We start from the raw sequence: 19,507 nt of genomic DNA on the forward strand, positions 1-19,507 counted from the left end.
AGTCAAGACTTAATCTGACAGTTGCATATAAAATCAATGAGTTTTAATCGATTGTGATTTAGATAATTGAGCTATAATCTTTTTCTGAAGTTCAATTTCAATATTTGCCAATTTTACCTTCATTTTATAGTTTTCTGAATTTTTATTAGGTTCACTGTAAATATTTCTAAACCCATCAAGTATAAATTTCAGAACTTTATCCACATGTTCTTTTTCATTAAAATACCCTTGCTGTGTTAATAACTCAATATGAGATTTTATCGTCATTGATAACGTTGTTTTAAAAGCATATTTATCATGTAATTCTTTCGCTTGACTATATTGTACTGAAATAAAATAGAGGTAATAAACAACAGGAGAAAAGATTAAAAATCTGATATAAAAATTTAAATCAAAAGTATCATCTAATTTCCAACAGTTTAATCCTAATTGAAAAACAAACAACGCAAGAATGCCCCCAAAAAGCAGAATAGAAGTCAAAAAGATATATTTTCCCCATTTATCAATTTCTTTCTTAAGGGTATCTCTACGTTTCTCAAACTCACCACTAAGGCCTGTTTCACTTGCAATTTCATATATTTTTTGAATCTCAGATAAAGTTACTTTAGATGTTTCATGTAATTTATGTATTTTTTGGTTATTCGAATCTGATTCTTGTCTATATTTTTGAATATCCTTTGTAAGATTATCACATTCTGAGTGTAATTCTTTAATATTTTCACACTTCAATAAAATATCTTTATGAACCTCAGTAATTACTCTATATAAGTCATCTATCTTACCTTTATTTTGTTCTGAAGCTTTATGAAGTTTTTGAATAGCTGCTTCTATTTTCTTTAGCTCAGTTATTTTTGCTTTATAGTTCTTTCCTAATACTATAATTTCTTCATATTTAGAAGTACATTCAGCTTTTAATTCTTTAAATTTCTTAGCATCTTTCTCTGCATTATTAGCATTAGTTGTAAATTCTTTTTTTGTTATAGCATACTTTTCCGTTAATGGAAGATATTTATCTTGATAAAATTTATCTGCCTCTTTAAAATATCTTGTTATTTGGCTTTGGTCCTTTTTAAAAGCAGTTATAGCTATCCGTGTTCTCTCATTAATATCATTTAATTTTTCAATGAGAGCCTTGTATCCCTTATCATTAGATTTTATATTTTTAAAAAGCGTATCAGTTTCATGTAAAATTGAGGTTAAAGAATCTTTTATTGACCTAATTTCCTCTACTAACTGACTCGCTTGCTCTCTACGCTCCTCTAAAGATATTGTTGACATAAAATAGCTATTTTATCATGCATTTACCAAACACCCTGTTCTAATCACACATTCGCAATTAAATTGTAAAATTAACAAATATTTTTTATTTGAAAAATTCTCACTATATTTGCCAATAAATGTCGTAAAACAACAGCAAAACACAGAAAACGGTTTGCTGCGAAATCGGTGGAGTTTGCAAAAGATACTTTTAAAACGCATTGATAATCTGAACGGTAAAAAAGGGGTTCAATCCCCGCCGAGTTCACGAAAGCAACAAGCAAAATAAAGCAAACTCCTGAAAATCAAGATTTTCAGGAGTTTTTCTTTATATAAATTTACCGGAATCCGGGCAAATCGAAGCAGTAAAAACAAATGAAATCGGTGGACTTTATTCCTTCTGGTTTTAGTCCACCGAATTAATTGTTATCCGTTGTATTAATTTTAACCCGTTAAAATTTAGTCGTATGGAACAGGATAAAATAATCTAAATGGGAAGAAAGCTATTTCCCCAACCGTTCTTCCACGAAAGCACGCAACTTCTCTGCACGGATATTCTTAGCCAGAATCCGATTATTTTCATCAAGGACTAAGATATACGGTACGGCATCCACATTGTACAATTTCACCACCTCACTTTTCCAGCCTTCCAGGTCGGACACATGAATCCACGGCATTCCGTCCTTTTTGATAGCCTGCGTCCAGGCGGCTTTGCGTTCATCAAGCGACACACTGATAACGGCCAGACCTTTATCCTTAAAATCGTTGTACAATTTCACCATATTGGGATTCTCCATCCGGCAAGGTCCGCACCACGAAGCCCAGAAATCAATGATTTTCAACTTTCCTTTCACACCATACAGCGATACCTGTTCGCCATCGGGCGTCGGCAGGGCGAAATCCGGTGCTTTGGCAGCAATCCCCACCTGCTCTATAGCAACAATACGAGCTGCCAGAATGCGTCCCGGAGCAGTCGTTTTCGCTTTCTCAGACAATGAAGCATACATCTGTTTCAAAGGTACCAGCTCATTGATGCGTTCCATCCCGATAGTTTGCAAATAGGCAGCCAGCACATTATCAGCATTCCGGCGGATAAGAGCATCCATTTTACCTTTGGCCTCCTGTTGTACTTTGTTCGCCTTCTCCTGCAACTCCTTCACCGTTTTAAAATGCTTCTGCGCACCCGCTTCCGCCATCTTCTGCTTCAAGGCACGCGTTTCGCCGTTGGCCCGCAGAACAATAGCCTGATAATCCAGATATGTCTGTTGCAACTTGCCACCACGAATATCACCCTGCCCATTGCGGGTAAGAGTAGCAACATAATTTTCTCCCGGCTCCAGCATCATCACAAATCCCCCCTCGTAACCTTCTACGACAAGATGTGCAACTACCGGTTCCGCCAATTCTCCGGCAAGAGAAAAAGTCTCTCCCGAAAATGCCGTACGCGCCAGCGTATCCATTCCCTCCGGAGTCTGTGTAAGCACCAACAAACAGCCCCTGTCCAGTTCAATTTTTCCCCCGATAGTGAACTGTTGTCCGCATACCGGCAAAGCCAGAAACAAAAAAGGAAATAAATATTTCAAGATATTTTTCATCATCATTTCAAAATTAAATACAGAGAGTGCCCGAAGGCACCCTCCTGCTCTATCGTATAAACCAATCCAAATCAATGGCAACAGCCACCTGCCAGGTATTTTTCAGAAAACTGTTGGTCTCCGGAAGCAAATAAGCAAAATCAGCACGGACATGACAAAGATTCACGCCGCATCCCACCGTTCCGTAACGCTGCATCCGGTTGTTCTCCTCTCCCCAATGATAACCGCCACGCACAAATACCTTATCACAGGCCGCATACTCCAAGCCGGCCGCCCATTCCCAACAGGTGTTGGGCAACACACGACAACCAGCATCCAATGTGCCCTGCAACCGATGCTTATCAAAGGCATGATTTATCATTCCGCCCACACTCACTTTAGCCGGTTGGTCGTATTTTCCATGTCCGTAGTCGATTTTAGTACCAAAATTAGCGGCCTGCAATCCTACCGCCCACAACGATTTCTCCGAACCAGCCAACGTATGACGGTAATACACACCCAAATCAAAAGCTGCGGCATTCGCTATGGCGTCCTTCTCCACACCGCTTAAATCGGAATGCACAAAACGGACTGTTGCGCCAACCGATAATCCTTTTACCAACTGACGGGCATACCCGGCCTCTACACTCCAATCCTTAGGGGTGAACGTTCCATTGTTTTCCAAAAGGTCAATCTCTGCGTGTTTAAAATAGCGGAAACCAGCAGTAATCCCCTGTTTATCATCAATATTATAATATCCGCCCACACCATGAAGGTCGTTACCTTCCGTCAATTCACGCATCCAGGGAGTAAAACTGTATCCGATTTCAGCTTTCTTGGCCGAAAATACACTCTTGGCAGCATTGCGCCACACAGAAAAAGCATTGGCCGAAGAGGCAACACCCGTATTTCCCATGCCGACACCCCGCACATCCGGCGTCAGATCCGGAAACTGCACAGCTCCCGCATTGCTTTGTCCGGATACCGCAAAGGCACCCAGAACAAGCAATGAAAATAAACTATATCTCAATTTATTCATGGTATTACAATTTTATAATATTCTTGGTTATCGTTTTATTATTGCAGGTCAGTCTCAAAACATAGTTTCCTCCATCCACTCCCGAAAGATCAAGAATGCCCGGCTCACTCAATGAGATCGTCATATTATCCCGAAGAACCAAATTACCGGATGTATCAAACAACTCTGCCTTTACCGCACCACTGAACGTCATACTGGCACGAACAGTCAATTTATCCACCACATTCGTTTCTATTTCCACCTCTTTGAATAATTCCGGCAAAAGTTTCACAGGTATCTGTACGGACGTCGAAAGATTCGACTCATCTGTCACCGTCAGTACGATAACATGATCCCCTGCTTTACAATTCCTATTATTCAATGAAAGCACTATCTTATCGCCATTCCGGGTGTGGGTAACCGAACCGGTAGGGTCGTCCACCATATAGGTCATCTCTTCACCATTGCGTTCCTCAACGGTGAATTCATACTCATCCCTGTCCCCGTAATAATAGATACCTGTTTGCGAAAAATCTTTGTCATAAGAAACAAAAGGCGGATAATTCACCTGCTCCGGTGTAATCTGCAAAGCCAACAACGCATTTACACATCCTACCCCCAGTTTACCTTCATATCCGGGATTATGTTCATACACCGGTTTCACTCCATGCAGCAGGCGATATTCAACATCATAAGGAGTAAAACCCGGTCCTCCGTATTTAGATACAATCAATGCTGCAACACCGGCCACAACAGGTGTCGCCATAGAGGTTCCCGCTGCATATCCGAACAAACTGTTATAATTCCAATTCTTAGCTTCCAACGTACTGTAAATACCTGTATTGCCTCCTTCGCCACCCGGAGCGGAAATATCCACCCAGGAACCATAATTGGAATAGGCAGCCTTCTTCATATCATGACGCAGTGCCGCCACAGCCATCACATTATCCAAAGAAGCCGGATAATATTCTTCCAGTTCCTGTCCTTCATTACCGGCAGAAGCCAATACAAGACCTCCACGCATCGGCCCCGTCTGATTTCCGTTTTCATCCATCCCCGCATAGGTCACAAAGTAATTTACAGCATCCTGCAACGCCTTGCGGTTGTTTTTATTGACTTTTACACTCCAACTGTTATTACAAATCACAGCACCATTATCAGCGGCATATTTTATAGCCGTTGGTCCACCACTGCTAAGGCAAGCCATCAACCGAACCCCATTCTGATTATTGTCCCCCCCCGCAATTCCGCAAACCGGCCAACCGTTATTATTTTTTGCCGCAATAATTCCTGCCACATGCGTACCGTGACCGTCTGCATCCTGCTGATTAGCCACGCCGTAACCATACACATCGTCCACATACCCGTTATTATCATTATCCACTCCGTCGGGCCAGTCATTGTAATTTACCCATAAATTAGGACGCAATTCCGCGTGCCCTACATCCACTTTCGTATCCACAACGGCGACAATCACCTCTTTTCTCCCCTTCTCAATTTCCCAAGCCTCAACCGCATCTATATCCGAAGATACTGCCAATGGTCCGAGTTCACGCTCCAAGTCAGAACCTGCATACTGCAAAAACCACTGCCGACCGAACCAAGGGTCATAGTAAGGAAATTGTACGGCATCAGCTGTAGGCAGACACACCGGTTCCACATCCGTTATTTCAGAAACGCCTGACAAAACACGAGCAGCCAAATCCAAATTGACTTCCTCATCAAAATAGATTTTATACCATAAATGCAAGCCGGCCTTCCGCGTACGTGCTTCAAATTTCCCGGCGTAAGGGAACAAACGCTCCACACGCACACCCCCTATACGATTGACAGCCTCTGTCAATTCGTTGTTATCCGTCTCCAACCCGGCAGCAGTAGGCGTTACCTCCAAATCTTGCGACAGCTCACGGAATTTGACTTGCAACTGGCCTTTTACATTACCCGCATAACCAGGAACAACCGAAAAATCATCCCGCGGTACCGTCACATTAAGTTCCTCTTTCTGGCAAGCTACAACCAGCAGAACCACCAACGTATATATTAACTTACTCTTTATCATAACATAATACGATTAATTAAAGTAAAACAAATATCCTGGATCGGACCAAAACCCGTAAATACGTGAACATCCTCCACATCACCGGCATTGCTCAGCACAACTTCATGTAATTCTCCTTCTGTTCCCTTATCAACGACAACACCCAAGAAACGCATAAAATCATTCTTTCCGACATTCGACCTTTCATTAATCCGGAATTTCAAACGGGTAATCGGTGCACCTGCGTCGTATAACTCCTCAGCCTCTCTTCCGGCCACATTATAACGGTACACTTTAGAACCCACTGTATAAAAAAATTGATTCTCAAAAGCCTGCGTCGTTGCGAACTTCGTAGTTTTATCAATGGTTAATTCCCCGATAGAATCCCGCGTAAACTTATTTCCATCAGAATCATAATGATAAGTCCAATAATACCCCGTTGACTGTTCCCTGACCAAGGCCAAGGCCACTCTTCCTTTATTATCTCCTTCCGGTAACACATTATCCAAACCTAACCAAACCACTTCTTTGTCCGTCCAATCATACTCTTTATCCTCCACCTCATAAACCGCACCATCACCTCCCGGAAGATACATGAACTTCTTCTGTTCATCATCCCAAATACAAACTACATTCGATTCTGATGACATAACCAGCTTGGAAGCACGGCACCCTCCCTTGACTAAACCCAGATAAGGGTCGAGAAATACTCCGTCATTACTAGTTGTGGTATAATAAAAATTATAATCTTTATCCACCAATAAAGGAATTCCACCCACAGGACTCCCATCCATACCATACCACAACTCATGGTCCTCGTTCTGTAACTTCTGTGAGAAAAGTTCCTTATTGGTTCTTTTTACCTGCATGGCAAAAGGATCCAGTGCCAATAAACTGTCTGCAGTAATTACATACATACATTCCGGAGCCGTATTATTCTTCAATCCCAGCGGAGAATAAATCAATCCGACAGCATCTTGGAAACGAGGAGCATTCCCCATATCAGTCCAGGCATTCTCCGTATAAACATAATGAAGTGAATCCGGATCTTCCACAGCCGAAATACGCCGCTCCGATTCCTCACCGTTTAATACAAGCCAGCTATCTATATAGGGATTCACTGTCCGCATAGTTAATGCGGCATAAGTACTCACATTCGTAGTTGCATCCGTCAGACAAAAACGAACAGCATAAGTCTTTGTCTTTTGGGCAGGAAAAGTGAGAGTCAGTTCTTTCGTAGTGACCGAATCGACTATCATCTCTCCGTCTTCACTATGTGAAACTACCCACAAATACTCCAGAGCATCCTCATTATTCAGCAGAGTTTGGGTCACGACAGGAGAAAAGACAACATCAAAATCAGTTGTTCGTACCTTAAAACGATAAGAACCATTATCACTTTCAGGCTGTATCACGAAACTTACCGTATTGATATCCTTGTAGTCATAGTTGCCTTTGTCGTCATAACATCCGAGCAATCCACCCAAAAGAAGAAAAATCAATATCAAAAATATATTTTTCATATTGTGAAATTTTATCAGTTAAAATTAAAAGGCAAATCGGGGTCATTCTTTTCGTTGTATTCCTTCAAAGCATCGGTTAACAATTTTTGGGCTTGGCTTTTCCCCATCATATAATCCCAAGAATCACCAAATCCGGGAATATTTCGGAACAAAACCCACAAAACAAACGTCTTTTTCGCATCGGAATATTCACCCCAAACATCTGAATACTTGTCCCAATAATACCATTTGCCATCGGTAACCGGGAAATCATTCACCAGTGTTTCACCCGTCTTCTGATTATACCACCCAACACAACAACGGAATACAGTAGCCCAATGTTCTCCTATTTTACTCGTCCACCATTGACCTCCTTGAAATTCATTAATGACATACTCGCAATATGCCTCTTTCTCTTCCGAGTACTCACCTAACAAATTAACATCCCACCAAGCCGGTTTAGAAGGAAAATCGGTAATCTCATTACCCGGGTGGCTTGCATTGTAACTTTTAATCTCGGCTGCTATCCGCGGTACAATATTGAGAACCACGGAACTGTTTCCGTCTTTCAAGATATTTATGTTGTACTCTCCCCATTGCATATTATTATTCAGCACGGCTTCCACCACGATATCCCGTTTCACCGACGAATAGGGTCCGAACAAGTCTTCAAAATACCCCCACCAGTCCGGTTTACCCTCATCTATAAACTCATAGTTCAAAGGTTCATTGGGATTTTCAATATTATGCCGGTCCAGAATTCTGCGCAATACGGACGATGCGTAATCCCAAGTCGTTTCCCCGATTTGATATTTACTCCTTGGGAAAAGATTCAGTACCACAAACTCCTGTTTATCCAACGTCCAATCTCCTAAAAAAGATTCCCTCCACCAAGTTGAACGTTCTGTATTTCTCGGGAAAGTAATCCCAGGTCGTTCCGTCTCGGCCAACTCTTCGCGAAACCGTAAATTCCACCATTCCAATTTCGAATTTGCCAGCAACTCTTCCTCTTTATCCCCGTAATTTTCTATCATCTCCTGAATAAATCCATATTTCTCTATGGAAAATTCTCCTAACCATTTGTCTTGGTCATCCCACCACACGTATTTCGGCATATTGGGAAAACTGAATTTCTTCTGCTCTTCTTCCGGAACAGAGGCATTAAACGCCTCCAACGCAGCCCGCAAATCGGCATTGTACAAATCCGTCCGCGACCACATGCGATAATTTGACCGGCTGAATAATTTGTTGCCAATAGTTACCATAAAGGCATATTTTTCCGGGTCAAATTCCCCCAACCATTCTTCCCGGTAACGCCAATCGGCAGGTTCATCATAACGGTCCGATATATTCAACCGATATACAGAACACTCTTCCGCTCCTTTCTCAAAGAACGCATCGTCTCCCTCCGAATCTATCGCTACACCTATAGTGTAATTTCCCCTGCCTTTCGGACGCAAAACGGTAAACACGACCGTATCAATCAACTGATTGGGAGCCAGACTATAATAAGGCTCAAAACGGACCTCTGCCACCTTGGACGAATCTTGACCTTCCACCAAGACAGATTTCAATTTATAAGGCCGTTCGTCAGGTGTAGGAAAACCCTGCAGTTGCAAAATGGCAGTCATCTGGATCTCTTGCAGCGAATCTCCCCAGTAATAATTCGAATCTTTCCGGACTTCATAGGCCGTCGCAAAATTAAAGTCGCGGGTTCTCTCATAATTCCGATCGAACTGTATGGCATCTTTCTCCTGGGAATACTGCACAAGGTCATCCTCCTGACAAGCCATTATCCCGCAAAAGAATATTATATATATGTATACTTTATTCATCTTCTTGTCGTTTTTATGGTATAATTACTCATTTCCTGTGCCATAGGCAATTTCATCATCAGGCGTGGGCAACACATAATAAAGTGTCATATCATCCACCGGACAACGATAAAAACTCTGACAATTGTGACGTTTTAAAAAATAGAAATACTGTCCTTCTGCAAAGAAATCCTTACTGTATTCCAACTTCAAAGCTTCTATACGGGCATCCTCATCATAAGAATCATCTGCCTGGTAATTATTCACCCGGGAAATACCACGAATATTCCGTACCCGATTGATATAAGTCACACTTTCCGACAAAGAAACCGACTCTGCCAAAATGTAATACATTTCAGACAAACGAATCAAAGGGATCTTTTCCCAATACAACACATTTTTACCCAAATACTTTCTGCACATTCTTCCGTTTACTCCGTGTATGAATCCGTAACCGTTCCGATAACGGATATCATTCAGTCCGATACCGCGCAAAGCCTCGAATACCGTTTCCGCATTCTCACGCGAAATGTACAATTCATTACCGTAAACCGTCAAATCCGCCCAATCGCTCCGAAGTTTTTCTTCCATATCATCCATTCCAAGAGCAAAAAGCGTCTCATCAAACATGGAAACATCCTGACTATTGTTCACGACCAATTCCAAACCGCACTCATCAATCACTTCACGGGCTTTAACAGCTGCATGCTCCTTGTCCCCAATCCACAAATAAACCCTGGCCAATAATCCTTTAACAGCAAATAGATTCATCCGATGTTGCCGATTATTTTCCAAATTATCCCCTTGCAACAGACTTTCCGCTTCTTTCAAATCATCAATAATATGACCTGCTATCTCACTCGCCGGCAGTAAATCTTTCTGATCGGCATTCAACTCCGTACGCCAAGGCAAACACTTCATCTCCGGGTCCTTAGAATAAACAGGTCCGTACAAACGCAACAAGTCGAAATAATGGAATGCACGCAACCCCAACGCCTCACCTTTCATCTGCTCCCAAAGTCCGTCAGTCACCAAAACATTTTTGCCGTTATCATCCAACCGTCTCAACAGATTATTCAAATTGGCTATCGTCTGGAATAATTCCTGCCAGACAGTATTTACATATCCTTTGGCTCCGGTATTATTCTTGTAATCATAACGTTCCGCACGTCTGGCATCCGTCGGAGCCAAAGACGGGTCGTAATTGTCATAACGCTGTACCAGCTCCTCCAAATAACCGTAGGAGAGATTTTTCCCGTAATTCTCAGTTAACGTCATTCGGGCATATACTCCAATCAAGGCGCTTTTATAACCGTTTTCCGATGTAAACAATTTATCGGATTCCACCTCTTGCTTGGGAGAAACATTCACCCAATCCGAACAAGCGGTCAACAATGCAGCCAATGCCATTCCTGTGATTATTATTGCTTTTTTCATCATAACCTCCCTCTTATTAATTAAACAACACAGACACAGAAAGATTGAAACTCCGGGCAAACGGATAATCCAATCCCCGTTCCTGTTTCACTGTGGAAATCCGGCCGATATCCTGCATGGAAGCATTCAGCGACAGACTGGCAATTTTACACGTTTCCAGGAACTTGAAATACTTCGGTTCAAAACGGTAACCGATAGCTACTGAAGTGAATGCAAACTCATTGTAACGCTGCAAGAAACGGGTACTTGTCGGAGTATGCTGGTCTTCAATACTGATTCTCTTATACTTCGCATAACGGTTCGTCGGACTCCAACGGTCGGCACCACCGGCCCGTTTATCCACATTTCCGGAAATATTCGAATTTTCAATCTTATCCAATAAAGTCTGATTGAAACGGTCAGCTCCCCATTGGAAAGAAAATCCTAAGTTTACACTCAGATTCTTCCACATAAACGAGGAAGGAATGGTTCCACGTACCTTGGGCTCTGTATCACCCACCGGTATTTTGTCGGCAGCATCCCAGACAAAGGTTTTCTCTCCGTTCAGTTTCCGGAATAGTTCCTCTCCTGTAGCAGGATCAATTCCTAACGAAGGCACTAATTTGATTACCGAAGTGGATTCGCCTTCCTCATAAATCGGCAAAATCTCATTCCGATTGTTCAGATTATTCTGGTTCATCTCCTTCAATTCATTGGAAAGTTTCTTGATCACGTTCCGGTTATGGGTAAAGTTCACACCTAAGGACCATTGGATTTGCCGCTCATAATCACTGATCAACAAACCGTTTAAAGTAACGTCAATACCCTCATTCAACACCGCGCCGACATTCCGCGTCAATGTCGGGAAACCCGTTGAAGGCTGAATGTTTGTCGACAGCAACATCTGGTCTGTATAGTTGTGATAATAAGAAGCGGATAAATTCAAACGGCTGTTCCATAAACCAACCTCCAAATTCACCGATTTCGCTTTTGTCTTCGACCATTTCAACGCAGGATTACCGATTCCCATCAACTGCGCCCCCAAAACATCCGCTCCCGGATAAGGAAACATCAGGTCAGTAAAAGAATAAGTTTCTTTTGCCTGATAAGGAGAATAACTCTGCGAACCGGTAACACCCATGTTGGCTGTCAGCGTCAGGTTGGAAATAATTGTTCCGGCCAGCCATTTTTCCCGCTGCATGTTCCAGCGGACACCCACCGACCAGAAAGGTGCCATCTTGGTATCCGAACCAAACTGCGAAGAAATATCACCATGAACATTGAAATCCACAGAATAGCGTTGGTCATACATATAGTTCAAACTACCCAAGACACCCACCGACCGATTCGTAGATTCATTACCATTCACATCCCGGTCCATCTCAAAAGCAAACAGGAAATCCGTCATGTTATCGTCCGGAAAACCTTTGGCAGACAGATTGACACCATCGCTTTTAGATGATTCAACATTCCATCGTGCCAACGCAAATAATCCATGCTTGCCTTTTACGTAATTATAATTCAATGAAGCATTTGCACTCCATCCTATCGACTCACCTATGCTTTTTGCATAAGTACCGCGTTGGGTGATATCTTCTACTTTTTCAGGTGCAAAATCTGTATGATGTGATGATTTGAATTGCTCAGACCTTGCATGGCTCTTGGTAAACGATACCTGGCCATTTACACGCAAATTATCCAAAATCGCATACTCCAAAGAAAAATTATCCACTACGCTGAAATTTTTCGTCAAATCTTTATACGGAAACTGCGTATTATACAACGGATTGGTTATCGTTACCCGATTACTTCCGACAGCCATCGGTTTCATTTCAATGACGTTCTGGTATTGTCCGTTTTCATCCGTCAGACGATAATAAGGATTCAACTTCGTATACTCTGAAAATGAACCGTAAGGCGAATTGTTTGCATCCGTATTCGTCATATTCAATGAGTTGCTGATATTCCATTTCTTCCGGCGATAGGACAATACTAAATTTAATCCCACATTGGTACGGTCCGAACCCTTCATGACTCCGTATTCACTGCCGTAATTCAGGCCCAAAGAATAACGGATAGCCTCGTCTCCGCCTTCAATACCCAATGTATGACGATGGGTAACAGCAGTACGCAACGGTTGCGACAACCAATACGTATTGACTCCACGCAAAACCTCCTCTTTGTACCTGTTGTAGTAATTCAACATATCAGTAGTGGTAAACAATCCGGCACGGCGTTCATATTCCAATTTCTCGGAAGCATTCATCAGATTATAATCCGAAAGGTCCGGCACGGAAACACCGACATTCCCGCTGTAATTCAAGGTCAGCGCACCCGGTTTCGGTTTCTTGGTCTCGAATACAATCACCCCGTTGGAGGCCTTCGAACCATACATCGCCGTACCGGCAGCATCTTTCAATATCGTGATGGACTCCACTCGCTCCGGATCCAAATCGACAATCCGCTGCAAGGAAGTTTCAAAACCATCCAAAATAAACAAGGGCATATTGGGACGATTGGAATAATCTCCCATCATCATCTGGAAATTAGTCGGGTCGCTTGCCCCCAATTGCACATCTCCACGCAACCGAAATTCCGGCAATTTATTCGGGTCCGAACCATACTGATTGTTCTCTATAACATGAAAACTCGGATCAAATATAGACAATGCCTGCAACAAATTATTCGGGTTGAGTCGTTTTAACTCTTCTCCCTTCACCGTAACATAACGGCCGGTAAAACCGGAAACTTTCCTGGGCGCCATACCCGTCACCACCACTCCTTCCAACTCGGCAACCATGGGTGTCAATTTTACAGTAACATTTTCCAGATTACCGGTAGCCGGCAGTTTCACCTCCTCGGTCTGATAACCGATATAACTGACAACCAATGCTGTCGCTCCACCTTCTATCAATTCGATATGAAATTTCCCATCCACATCCGTCACTACTCCCACACCCCGCTGTTCCTTCAAAACAATACTTGCCCCGATCAAAGCTTCTCCGGTTTTGACATCAAGGACCGTACCGTTCACTTTCTGCACGCCGATAGACGGCATCTGAGTTTTAGGCCGCAACACAACCGTATGGTTCAATTGATACTCCACATCCACAGAATAATTCGCCAGCACCTGTCCTATCACATTACGCAATTCCTGGTCTTTAAAATCGACAGTAATTCTTTTCGAAAAATCCAAAGCTGAATGATTGTAAAAGAAACGAACATCCGCCGCTTTACCGATTTTATTCAATACCTCCTCCACCGTTTCATTGGTTGCCTGCAGTGAAATTTTCTTTTTCTGGTACTCATCCTCTCCGGCAGCCCTCAATCCCCCGGAAAAAACCAGCATAAACAAGGCAAAAACAAGGAATCGGTATCCTGACATACCTTGTAATAGTCTTTTTTTCCACATAATTTAAATATTTAAGTTAGTAAATGCACATCGACTTACACACAGGTCTATTTCTGCATTTCGGTCAATTCTTTTCTATAAGTTTTGTCTTTATTGTATTTTTTGAAATACTCTTTGCTGAGTTTGGCAATCAGGTCAAAATCATCCCGTTGGGAGGTCAGTGCATCGTAAAACAGAATATACAAAGCGGCATCCCGGACATTCCCGTCATAAAAAGCCACCAAGCCGTCATAGGACTTCTGTAAATCCCTGACATACTTCCACTCTTGTCCGGCATTCCGAGCTTTCAGTTTGTCGGTATACTCCTTATAATCGAGCAACCAGCTTTTATAAGTAAAACTTTTCAACGCAGCTTTGGAATCTTTCACCCGATAACCATCCAGCACATTCCAATAACCGGCGGGAATACAATCACCGATATGCTTTTTCGCCACATCCGACACGACATAAGGATATTTCACTAAATTGGAAAGATACATGCCTTCCAACTCCGCATAAACATATTCATAAGCAAAAGGATTTACGCGGGAACGCACCGCCTCCAGCAACTCCTGCTCCTTCTTCCAGTTGGCCTGTGTCTCTGCATAATATTTGTCTGCCGGCACCTGCGTCACTACTGCCGCAAGCGGATTGGTCTTATAACGTCCGGCAACCCGGTGATTACGTCCGTCACGGATGGCTTCATTGAGGGCCACTGCCGAAGGGGTTCCGCTAAACTCTGCCGTCCGGTAATTCTTTCCGTCATAATGAATGTCAGCATGAATCTCATCACCCGGACATACCATCAACCACAGCCACAAATTGATTTTTACCAAGGCCGGTTCTTTCAATTCCACTTCAAATTCCATACGCTGCCCTGAAACATAAGGAAATTGCATATTATTGTCCGGATTGTCAATAAATTCGAAATCAATGACCTTTCCGTTATAACCGTCGGCAACAGCACTGATTTTAGTCACTTTCTGTGCGTGCAGCCCCCAAACGAGCAAACAGCTGCACAAACCTAAAAACCATTTTTTCATAGCAACTTACTTTTTCTTCTTTAACAAAGATTTGATGGTATTCACCAACTGCTCTCCCCGGAGGTCAAGCGCTTCCACTTTCCCTTCCGGATTAATCAATACAGTATAAGGCACCGCACTCAGATTATATTTCCGGGCTACCGGACCTTCCCACACTAAAAAATCGCAAGCTTGCGGCCAGGTCATGCCCAAATCCTTCACCGCTTTTTTCCAATCGGCTTCTTTTTTGTCCAGGGATATACCGATAATCTCCAGACCTTTTCCTTTACATTCCTTGTAAAGCTTCACGACATTCGGCATCTCCCGGCGACACGGTCCGCACCACGAAGCCCAGAAATCCAACAAGACATATTTTCCGGCATAATTTTTCAATTCTATTTCTTCACCGTTCATACTGCGAATGACAAAAGCCGGTGCTTCACAGCCAACCTTGAACTCCTTATTGGCTATCACCTCGTCCAACTCTTTGGTGTAAGGATGGTTATTCAGGCAAGTGTCCAATTGGCTGCGCAAGGCTTTCAATTCATCCAACGACAGTTCGCCGGTCATCTCAAACAAAAGAATGAAAGGCGCAAAAGCCAACTCTTTATAATACCTCACCATGCCTTTTTCCATCTCCAGCTTGCTTTCGTTCTGAAAACGGGTTCGGTAATTGAAATTCTCAGCCTGCTGTTCGGGAGTCCCCATTCCAAAACGCGCCCAGTCTGTAACAGCTGCCAGACGTATACTGTCTTTTTTATATTCAACAAACAACTGGTGCAAATTCCACAAATTATTGTTGACAGAACCTTCACTCCTGGCTCCTAAGAAATAGTCAGCACGCATACGTATCCGAATGTTTCCCGGCTCTAGGAATATCGGTGCCAATTGTCCGTCTGCACTCTGGATAAAATGGATAACAGAATGCTCCGGTGCCTCACCGGTAAAACGGAAACGCCCATCCACAACCTCACAACTGTCAATACGCGTCTGAGGTCCGTGTATACGCTCCTCCCTCACCAAATACACTTTTCCACGGTATTCACCACTGATACCACCGTTGATTTCATACACTTTCGCATTTCCGGATGCCGTTTTCCCGTTCTGTTGTCCGAACGTCCACTCTGCCACCAATAGGCAACATCCTAAGATTATCCACTTTTTCATTCGTTTGATCTTAAATTAATATTGTATAACTATACTATTGAATCATCACTACTTTCCCCTTCCGGGAACACTTCACATCCGACACTTTTTCCAAACGGGCAAGAAACACTTCTATCGCTTCTTCTTTATTCACCACACCGGTATAAGTCGTACGGGCTGCCACTTCTCCCTTCAATACAATTTCCACATCGTACCAATATTGTAAAGTCGAAGCCACTTCCGTCAGATTGCATTTTTTAAACACATAAAAACCCCGTCGCCAGGCCAGAACATCGGCAACATCCACCTTCCGGATATCTATTTTTCCGGAGCTTTCTTCTAAAGACAATTGATTACCAGGAGTAAGGGTATATTTTTTTTCTCCCACCCGCGTAGCTATTTTTCCTTCAGACAAAACAACCTTTGTCTCGTTTTCATGCAGATAAGCACGCACATTAAAACAAGTGCCTAACACTTCGATACTCATCCCGTCCACCACAACTGAAAAAGGCCGCCGACTATCTTTGGCCACCTCAAGATAAACTTCACCACTGGCATATACCGTGCGGGAATCCGCAGCAAATTTCACAGGGTAACGTATAGAAGAAGCTGCGTTCATCCATACTTTCGTACCGTCACTGAGGACAAAATAAAAATCACACATCGGCGGCACACTCACCGTATTGTAAACCAATTCAGAATAAGAAAAAGTATCTGCATGCTGATACGGAAATCCATTTTCTGCCATCACTTGCTGCCCTGCCACTGTACTCTCCAACACCAGGCCCTTCTCCGGAATCACAATCCGTTCTCCGGAAGCCAGGGTCAGAACAGGTCGCCTGCTGCTATCCGCCACCTCCAGCTCCTGTGACAATACATTACCCGGGAACGATTCCAATTGGATTGCCTGCCATTGCAACCAACCACCACTCAACAACAACATCAATACAGCACATGCCGCCCATCGGTAAATTCTCCGCCTAAAAGTCAATTGCCGGCGTCTCTGCAAAAAATCATGAAAAGCAGATTGAACGTCCTCCTCACAGTAGTTGTGAATCTTCTCCCGCATAGTCTGCTCTGCACAAATCCGTCCGAACAATACCCTGTGTTCTTCACTCTCATCCACCCAGGAATCCAACTCTTCACGCCGTTGCTCCGATAGTGTACCAGCTAAAAAGCCGGATATCAATCCAGATAACTCAAAAAACTGTTTACGATTATTTAAAAACCACACTTTACGCTTTTTTACCAATTATATTTACAATACGCACCACACACTAAAAAGGGGGTGTCTGATAAAAAAACACGGTGATTTTATAAAGAAGATATTAAAAAACAGAGGAAAGGATTATCAAGCAAACGTAAAAGTTTACGTCTGCCGTTCTTCTTATGGTCTTTAACGGTTTCTTCCGAAATATGAAGCTTGGAGGCAATCTCAGAAGCTTTCAGCCCCTCCAGCGAAAGAAGCATCACCAACCGGCACTGTGGCGGTAAAGTATCAATAGCAGCCATCAAATGAGCATACACATCCTCTTCAAGCACTTTTTCCCAAAAATGTTCTAATTGCTCACCAGAATGCAATACTGCTTGTCTGTATCTGTTCCGGACTTTCTGCTTACGGAAATAACTGATACACCTGTTTTTTAAAGCACTATACAGAAAATATTTCACTTCATCGGCCGTTTCAAAACGATGAGAAACCTCCAACAAAGAAACAAACACCTCTTGTACCAAATCAGCCGCCACTTCCTCATCCTTTACATAATAACAAGCCACCGTCTTTAATGCAGTGTAATACACACTGTACAAATGACCATAGGCTCTGTTATCTTTCTGCGACAGATATGTTAATAAAAGTCCGGTGTCCGAAATCTGCATTTATTTAATTTTAACAATGGCAAATATACAAGTTAACCCATATTTTTATAACTACTTTCCCCCCTTTTTTTACTTTTGAGCGTTTTTAAGAAAAATATAAACCATCATGAAAAACTATTTACTTTCCATTTGGCTTTTTTGCACACTTCCGCTTTTTTCACAAGATATAACGGGTATATGGTACGGTTATCCCGACCTGAAGACCCACCGGCTTCGGTTAATCATAGAATTGCAACAGCAAAAAGATGTCTGCTCGGCAACACTCAAAATTCCGGATTTATCAGACCGGATTTATCCAGCCACAAAAGCAGATTTTATAAATACCCCATTCAATCTGGAATTTCCGGATGCCGACATCTCCTGTCAGATAAACAGACAAACAGACAAACAACTTCATGGAACTCTGACACAGGACGGCTACACATTTCCCCTGATACTAAGCAGACAACCGGTTGTATTCCACCGGCCGCAAACACCGCGACCGCCTTTTCCCTATCGTTCGGAAGAAGTCACTTTCCGGAACGAAGCAGCCGGGATTACCCTGGCAGGAACCCTGACTCTCCCCTTGACCCCAACGACAAAAAAAGCTGTACTTTTTATCTCCGGCAGCGGTCCTCAGGATCGGGACAATACCTTTCACGAACACAAAACTTTTCTGGTTATAGCCGATTACCTTGCCCGAAACGGTATTGCCAGCTTGCGAGTAGACGATCGGGGCACCGGAGCCTCCACAGGTAATTTCAACGCTTCAGGACTCCCGGATTTCGAAACCGATGCCTACACTGCTTTACAATACCTGAAACAACGGCCGGAGATTCGACCGGACAGCATCGGCATAATCGGACATAGCGAAGGCGCTTTCATCGCCTTCAGCCTGGCTGCCCGCAAAGAAGTAGCTTTTATCATTACCCTGGCGGGAGGAGGTGTCAACGGAAGTGAACTATTGCTCCTGCAACGGGCAGCCCTTCTGCGGGCAAGCGGCGCCAAAGAGGAATTCATCAACACTTACAACCAATATATGCAGCAAGCCCAGGAAATCGTTTTGCAAACAGCGGATGCACAAACCTGCGAACGCAAGCTAACCGAACTTTTTGCCGGTACTCCCCTGGCAGGACAAGCATCTGAAACCACCCGACAACTCTATAATCCCGGCAAAATCGAATTACTGAAATATGACCCAGAATGGGATTTCCCCGAAATCACCTGCCCCGTACTGGCCCTAAACGGAGACAAAGACTGTCAGGTTCCAGTAGAAAATCTCACTTATATCCATAAAGGAATCACCACAAACGGCAACCTGCAAGTAACCACAATTGCCTATCCCGGCCTGAACCACATGTTCCAGACTGCCGATAAAGGATTGCCCGTTGAATATTCCGACATTGAAGAAACCATCTGCCCAAAAGTCACAAAAGACATCATAAAATGGATAAAGGCACAATAAAACAGGT

The 19,507-nt window shown here is 43.1% G+C and carries 13 protein-coding genes; 1 reads left to right on the top strand and 12 read right to left on the bottom strand.

The window, feature by feature from the left end:
- Positions 1-33: 33 nt before the first annotated feature.
- The 12 genes from D1136_RS05585 to D1136_RS05640 all read right to left on the bottom strand — a co-directional run bounded on the left by D1136_RS05585 (position 34) and on the right by D1136_RS05640 (position 18,056).
- Complete coding sequence (locus tag D1136_RS05585) at positions 34-1,278, bottom strand: hypothetical protein (RefSeq protein WP_161876639.1); 1,245 nt, start codon at positions 1,276-1,278, stop codon at positions 34-36.
- Positions 1,279-1,760: 482 nt separating this feature from the next.
- Positions 1,761-2,855 carry a TlpA disulfide reductase family protein gene (locus D1136_RS05590; RefSeq protein ID WP_237566996.1) on the bottom strand — a complete coding sequence of 365 codons (1,095 nt, stop codon included), beginning with the start codon at positions 2,853-2,855 and terminating at the stop codon, positions 1,761-1,763.
- Positions 2,856-2,901: 46 nt separating this feature from the next.
- On the bottom strand, positions 2,902-3,870 hold the full coding sequence (locus tag D1136_RS05595; RefSeq protein ID WP_161876640.1) for a PorV/PorQ family protein: 969 nt from the start codon (positions 3,868-3,870) through the stop codon (positions 2,902-2,904).
- Positions 3,871-3,874: 4 nt separating this feature from the next.
- Positions 3,875-5,908, bottom strand: a complete 2,034-nt coding sequence (locus D1136_RS05600; RefSeq protein ID WP_161876641.1) for a S8 family serine peptidase — start codon at positions 5,906-5,908, stop codon at positions 3,875-3,877.
- Positions 5,905-7,410, bottom strand: a complete 1,506-nt coding sequence (locus D1136_RS05605) for a PKD-like family lipoprotein (RefSeq protein WP_161876642.1) — start codon at positions 7,408-7,410, stop codon at positions 5,905-5,907. Before D1136_RS05605 ends, D1136_RS05600 begins: the two co-directional genes overlap by 4 nt.
- Positions 7,411-7,424: 14 nt before the next feature.
- The gene (locus D1136_RS05610) at positions 7,425-9,224 is read right to left on the bottom strand and encodes a hypothetical protein (protein WP_161876643.1); all 1,800 of its coding nucleotides are present in this window, start codon (positions 9,222-9,224) and stop codon (positions 7,425-7,427) included.
- A 24-nt stretch (positions 9,225-9,248) separates the two neighbouring features.
- Positions 9,249-10,643, bottom strand: coding sequence for a RagB/SusD family nutrient uptake outer membrane protein (locus tag D1136_RS05615; protein WP_237566997.1), 1,395 nt, complete (start codon positions 10,641-10,643; stop codon positions 9,249-9,251).
- 13 nt (positions 10,644-10,656) lie between these two features.
- Positions 10,657-14,031 (bottom strand): SusC/RagA family TonB-linked outer membrane protein, encoded by a 3,375-nt coding sequence (locus D1136_RS05620; RefSeq protein WP_161876644.1) that lies wholly within the window; start codon positions 14,029-14,031, stop codon positions 10,657-10,659.
- Positions 14,032-14,078: 47 nt separating this feature from the next.
- A complete protein-coding gene (locus D1136_RS05625; protein ID WP_161876645.1) occupies positions 14,079-15,053 on the bottom strand; it encodes a hypothetical protein in 975 nt (324 codons plus the stop codon).
- A gap of 6 nt (positions 15,054-15,059) precedes the next feature.
- Positions 15,060-16,199 carry a TlpA disulfide reductase family protein gene (locus D1136_RS05630; RefSeq protein WP_161876646.1) on the bottom strand — a complete coding sequence of 380 codons (1,140 nt, stop codon included), beginning with the start codon at positions 16,197-16,199 and terminating at the stop codon, positions 15,060-15,062.
- 34 nt (positions 16,200-16,233) lie between these two features.
- On the bottom strand, positions 16,234-17,412 hold the full coding sequence (locus D1136_RS11025) for a FecR domain-containing protein (RefSeq protein ID WP_161876647.1): 1,179 nt from the start codon (positions 17,410-17,412) through the stop codon (positions 16,234-16,236).
- An 80-nt stretch (positions 17,413-17,492) separates the two neighbouring features.
- On the bottom strand, positions 17,493-18,056 hold the full coding sequence (locus D1136_RS05640; protein WP_161876648.1) for an RNA polymerase sigma-70 factor: 564 nt from the start codon (positions 18,054-18,056) through the stop codon (positions 17,493-17,495).
- A gap of 106 nt (positions 18,057-18,162) precedes the next feature.
- On the opposite strand from D1136_RS05640, the gene D1136_RS05645 reads away from it, so the two are divergent.
- Positions 18,163-19,500 carry a S9 family peptidase gene (locus D1136_RS05645; protein WP_161876649.1) on the top strand — a complete coding sequence of 446 codons (1,338 nt, stop codon included), beginning with the start codon at positions 18,163-18,165 and terminating at the stop codon, positions 19,498-19,500.
- Positions 19,501-19,507: the final 7 nt, after the last annotated feature.

This window comes from Odoribacter sp. Z80 (assembly GCF_009935865.1).
Classification (GTDB): Bacteria; Bacteroidota; Bacteroidia; order Bacteroidales; family Marinifilaceae; genus Odoribacter.

What these genes read in the sequence shown, in the direction of transcription:
- D1136_RS05585 (WP_161876639.1), bottom strand. Translation starts at nt 1,278, where the DNA reads ATGTCAACAATATCTTTAGAGGAGCGTAGAGAGCAAGCGAGTCAGTTA.
- D1136_RS05590 (WP_237566996.1), bottom strand. Translation starts at nt 2,855, where the DNA reads ATGATGAAAAATATCTTGAAATATTTATTTCCTTTTTTGTTTCTGGCT.
- D1136_RS05595 (WP_161876640.1), bottom strand. Translation starts at nt 3,870, where the DNA reads ATGAATAAATTGAGATATAGTTTATTTTCATTGCTTGTTCTGGGTGCC.
- D1136_RS05600 (WP_161876641.1), bottom strand. Translation starts at nt 5,908, where the DNA reads ATGATAAAGAGTAAGTTAATATATACGTTGGTGGTTCTGCTGGTTGTA.
- D1136_RS05605 (WP_161876642.1), bottom strand. Translation starts at nt 7,410, where the DNA reads ATGAAAAATATATTTTTGATATTGATTTTTCTTCTTTTGGGTGGATTG.
- D1136_RS05610 (WP_161876643.1), bottom strand. Translation starts at nt 9,224, where the DNA reads ATGAATAAAGTATACATATATATAATATTCTTTTGCGGGATAATGGCT.
- D1136_RS05615 (WP_237566997.1), bottom strand. Translation starts at nt 10,643, where the DNA reads ATGATGAAAAAAGCAATAATAATCACAGGAATGGCATTGGCTGCATTG.
- D1136_RS05620 (WP_161876644.1), bottom strand. Translation starts at nt 14,031, where the DNA reads ATGTGGAAAAAAAGACTATTACAAGGTATGTCAGGATACCGATTCCTT.
- D1136_RS05625 (WP_161876645.1), bottom strand. Translation starts at nt 15,053, where the DNA reads ATGAAAAAATGGTTTTTAGGTTTGTGCAGCTGTTTGCTCGTTTGGGGG.
- D1136_RS05630 (WP_161876646.1), bottom strand. Translation starts at nt 16,199, where the DNA reads ATGAAAAAGTGGATAATCTTAGGATGTTGCCTATTGGTGGCAGAGTGG.
- D1136_RS05640 (WP_161876648.1), bottom strand. Translation starts at nt 18,056, where the DNA reads ATGCAGATTTCGGACACCGGACTTTTATTAACATATCTGTCGCAGAAA.
- D1136_RS05645 (WP_161876649.1), top strand. Translation starts at nt 18,163, where the DNA reads ATGAAAAACTATTTACTTTCCATTTGGCTTTTTTGCACACTTCCGCTT.